The sequence below is a fragment of the Arthrobacter sp. SO3 genome, from assembly GCF_020532825.1.
In the GTDB taxonomy this organism is placed as follows: Bacteria; Actinomycetota; Actinomycetes; order Actinomycetales; family Micrococcaceae; genus Arthrobacter.
On sequence record NZ_MQTS01000169.1, the window covers coordinates 22,015 to 26,077 of the forward strand.

The following is a 4,063-nucleotide window of genomic DNA, read 5'->3' on the forward strand; positions in this document are numbered from 1 at the left end:
CGGTCAGCTCGCCGTCACCGCCCACCAGGGTCAGCTCCCGTGCGTTGGCGGCTGCCTTGAGGTCGGCCAGGCCGGCTCTCAGCTGCATGGTGAGGGAATCCGGGGCGGTAATGGTCGCGGAGAGCACCTCGGTGCGCTGTTTGACCTTTGCCTCGGACTTGGCCTTGCGGATGCCGCTGAGCGCGGTCCCGACGGTGGCCAGCAGGCTGGTGTCGCCGTCGATCGCGATGGCGGACGGCCAGGCGGCACGGTGCACGGAACCGGCACGCCACCAGCTCCAGACTTCCTCCGTGGCGAAAGGCAGGAACGGGGCGAAGAGCCGCAGCAGCGTGTCCAGGCTCGTTGCCAGCGCTGCCAGGACGGAGGCCTGCTCGGTATCGCCCGCGGCACCGTAGGCGCGGTCCTTAATGAGCTCCACGTAGTCATCGGTGAAATGCCAGAAGAAGCTCTCGGTGATCTGCAGCGCCCGGGCGTAGTCGTAGTTCTCGAACGCCTTCGTGGCCTGCTGGACCACGTCGGAGAGCTGGGCCAGCACGGCCCGGTCCAGGGGGTTGCTGAGCACGGAGAGATCCCCGGAAACCACGGAGTTCTCGGTGGCGCCCAGGTTCAGTACGAACTTCGAGGCATTGAGCAGCTTGATCGCGAGCCGGCGGCCGATCTTCATCTGCGCGATCTCGTAGGCGGTGTCCGCGCCCAGCTTGGCCGAGGCCGCCCAGTACCGGACAGCGTCCGAGCCGTACTCCTCCAGCACGTCGGTCGGAACGATCACGTTGCCCTTGGACTTGGACATCTTCTTGCGGTCCGGGTCCAGGATCCAGCCGGAGATGGCCGCATGTTTCCACGGCGCGGAGTCCTGCAGGGCGTCGGCGCGCACCGCGGAGGAGAACAGCCAGGTCCGGATGATGTCGTGGCCCTGCGGGCGCACGTCGAAGGGGTAGACCTTGGCGAAAAGCGCCTCGTCGGTGCTCCAGCCGCCCACGATCTGCGGGGTGAGCGAGGAGGTGGCCCAGGTGTCCAGCACGTCGGCGTCGCCGGTGAAACCGCCCGGCACGTCGCGCTGGGTTTCCTGGTAGCCGGGGGCCGCGTCCGCTGCGGGGTCCACCGGGAGCTGCGCGTCGGACGGCACGATCGGAGCTGCGAAGTCCGGGTTGCCGTCGGCGTCCAGCGGGTACCAGACCGGCACCGGCACACCAAAGAAACGCTGGCGGGAGACAAGCCAGTCGCCGTTCAGCCCGGAGATCCAGTTCTCGAAGCGGGAGCGCATGAACGCGGGGTGGAAATCGATCTCGTGGCCACGGGCAATGAGCCGCTCACGGCGTTCCGCGTCGCGGCCGCCGTTGCGGATGTACCACTGGCGGGACGTCACCACTTCGAGGGGCTTGTCGCCCTTCTCGAAGAAGTTCACCGGGTGCATGATCTTCTTCGGCTCACCCTCGAGGAGGCCGGCGGCGGTCAGGAGTTCGACCACGGCTTCCTTGGCGCTGAAGACGGTCTTGCCCGCGATCGCCCCGAAGCTGGCGCGGCCTTCGGCGGTGGTGATCCACTCCGGGGTGTCGCCGATGATGCGGCCGTCGCGGCCCACGATCGCGCGGGTGGGCAGCTGGAGTTCGCGCCACCAGGTGACGTCGGTGAGGTCGCCGAAGGTGCAGACCATGGCGATGCCGGAGCCCTTGTCCGCCTTGGCAAGCGGGTGGGCACGGACCTCCACCTCGACGCCGAAGAGCGGGGAGGTGACCTTCTTGCCGAACAGCGGCTGGTACCGTGCGTCGTCGGGATTCGCCACGAGGGCGGCGCAGGCGGCCAGCAGCTCCGGGCGGGTGGTCTCGATGTAGATTTTCTCGCCGTCTTCGGTGAAGAACGGGTACCTGTAGTAGGCGCCCGCGACCTCGCGGTCCTCGAGCTCGGCCTGGGCCACGGCGGTGCGGAAAGTGACGTCCCAGAGGGTGGGCGCCTCGGCCATGTAGGCGTCGCCGGCGGCGAGGTTCGCCAGGAAGGCGCGCTGGGAGATGGCCCGGGACTTGTCGTCGATGGTGCGGTACGTCAGGTCCCAGTCCACGGACAGGCCGAGGGTCTGGAAGAGGTTCTCGAAGACTTTCTCGTCCTCGACGGCGAGTTCCTCGCAGAGTTCGATGAAGTTCCGGCGCGAGACGACGTCGAAGTCGCGCTGGTTCTTGGCGGGCTCGGCGGGCGGCCGGTAGCCGGCGTCGTACGCGGTGGTCGGATCGCAGCGCACCCCGTAGTAGTTCTGTACGCGGCGCTCGGTGGGCAGGCCGTTGTCGTCCCAGCCCATCGGGTAGAACACGTTCTTGCCGGTCATGCGCTGGTAGCGCGCCAGGACATCGGTCTGGGTGTAGGAGAACATGTGGCCGACGTGCAGCGACCCTGACGCCGTGGGCGGGGGAGTGTCGATCGAGTAGACCTGCTCCCGGGTGGTGTCCGGGTTGAACTTGTAGGTCCCTTCGTCAAGCCAGCGCCGGGTGAGGGCGTCTTCCAGCCCCTCCAGGGCGGGCTTGTCCGGAACGTTGATGGGGGCAGTGGTGGGCGTGTCTGTACCCTGAGTGTCTTCAGCCATGGGGCAATTCTTCCACGGTCCGTCCCGGGAGACCGCCGTGGCCTGCCGCGGGGGCTGCAGTAGCATGCGCAGATGGGCAATTTCCAGGGAAGTTCTGCCGGACGGTTCGCCATCAAGCGCATCCATGACGAACCCGCCGACGACGACGGCTGCCGGGTGCTGCGGGACCGGCTCTGGCCGCACGGGGTCAGCAAGGAACGCGCGCAGCTGGACCTATGGCTCAAGGATGTGGCGCCGTCCCCGCCGCTGCGGACCGAGTTTGCGCACAAGCAGGAGCGCTTCGCCGACTTCCGCGCCGCCTACGAGGCGGAGCTTGACGGCAACCCTGCCGTGCAGACGCTGCGGGACCTGGCCGCGGAACACGGGAAGGTGACGCTGCTGTTCGGGGCGAGGGACCCGGAGACCAACCATGCCCGGGTCCTGCGGGAGTTCCTGGCGCGGGACTGAACTGAATTCAGCCGGGTTCATCCGGCTTCATCCTGCGGGTGCCCGGCGGGGTGGCCGCGGGCTTGCCGTTAGGGTGGTGCCATGACTGAAGGAATCCAGAACAAATCAGCAGTTGTCACCGGCGCCAGCACCGGGATCGGCGAGGCCACCGTCCGTGCGCTCCGGACGGAGGGCTGGACCGTGTACGCCGTCGCCCGCCGTGCGGACCGGCTGGCGGCGCTCGCCGCGGAAACCGGCGCCGTCGCGCTTCCGGCAGACGTGACCGACGACGCCGACGTCGCCCGGCTGGTGGACGAGGTGACCCGCGCCGGCGGCATCGACACGCTCATCAACATCGCCGGCGGCGCCCGCGGCGCCGACCGGGTGGCCGAGGCCAAAACCGAGGACTGGGCATGGATGTTCGAGGTCAACGTCCTGGGCACCATGAAGCTCACCCGGGCGTTCCTCCCGATGCTGCGCGCCTGCGGTGAGGGCACCGTCCTGAACCTGACGTCGACGGCGGGACTCTCCGCCTACGAGGGCGGCGGCGGCTATAACGCAGCGAAGTTCGCCCAGCACGCGCTCACCGGCGCCTTGCGCCTCGAGGAGGCCGAGCACAACCTTCGCGTGATCGAAGTGGCGCCCGGCCTGGTCCAGACCGAGGAGTTCGCGCTGAACCGCCTGGGCGGGGACCAGGCGGCCGCCGAGAAGGTCTACCAGGGTGTCGAGAAGCCGCTCACCGCGGCGGACGTCGCCGACGTTGTCCGGTTCGCCGTCGTGGCACCGCACCACGTCAACCTCGACCAGATCGTGATCCGCCCGGTCGCCCAGGCCGCCAACTACAAGCTGATCCGCAAGGCCTAGCGTCCCGCAGCGCAGCGCGTCCCGGCAGACGCAGCGCTGAGCGGGCGCCGGAGCGGCAACGCGAAGGCGGCGCGCCTACCGGAGGCGGCGCGGCGCTGAGCGGCCACCGGGGCAGCAACGCGGGGTGCCGGGGCGGCAACGCGGGGTGCCGGGGCAGCAACGCGGGGTCACCTACGGCCCATAAACCGGGAGTTTATGGGC

The 4,063-nt window shown here is 69.0% G+C and carries 3 protein-coding genes; 2 read left to right on the forward strand and 1 reads right to left on the reverse strand.

Going from position 1 to position 4,063, the window contains the following annotated elements; all coding sequences use genetic code 11:
* Window positions 1-2,572 (reverse strand): valine--tRNA ligase (gene valS / locus BJQ90_RS16035; protein WP_226761222.1); only part of this gene is annotated, 2,572 nt, incomplete at its 3' end.
* Between the two features lie 72 nt (window positions 2,573-2,644).
* On the opposite strand from valS, the gene BJQ90_RS16040 reads away from it, so the two are divergent.
* Together BJQ90_RS16040 and BJQ90_RS16045 are read left to right on the forward strand one after the other, a co-directional pair.
* A complete protein-coding gene (locus BJQ90_RS16040) occupies window positions 2,645-3,019 on the forward strand; it encodes a DUF488 domain-containing protein (RefSeq protein WP_226761223.1) in 375 nt (124 codons plus the stop codon).
* 81 nt (window positions 3,020-3,100) lie between these two features.
* Window positions 3,101-3,862, forward strand: coding sequence for an SDR family oxidoreductase (locus BJQ90_RS16045; protein WP_226761224.1), 762 nt, complete (start codon window positions 3,101-3,103; stop codon window positions 3,860-3,862).
* Window positions 3,863-4,063 lie beyond the last annotated feature (201 nt).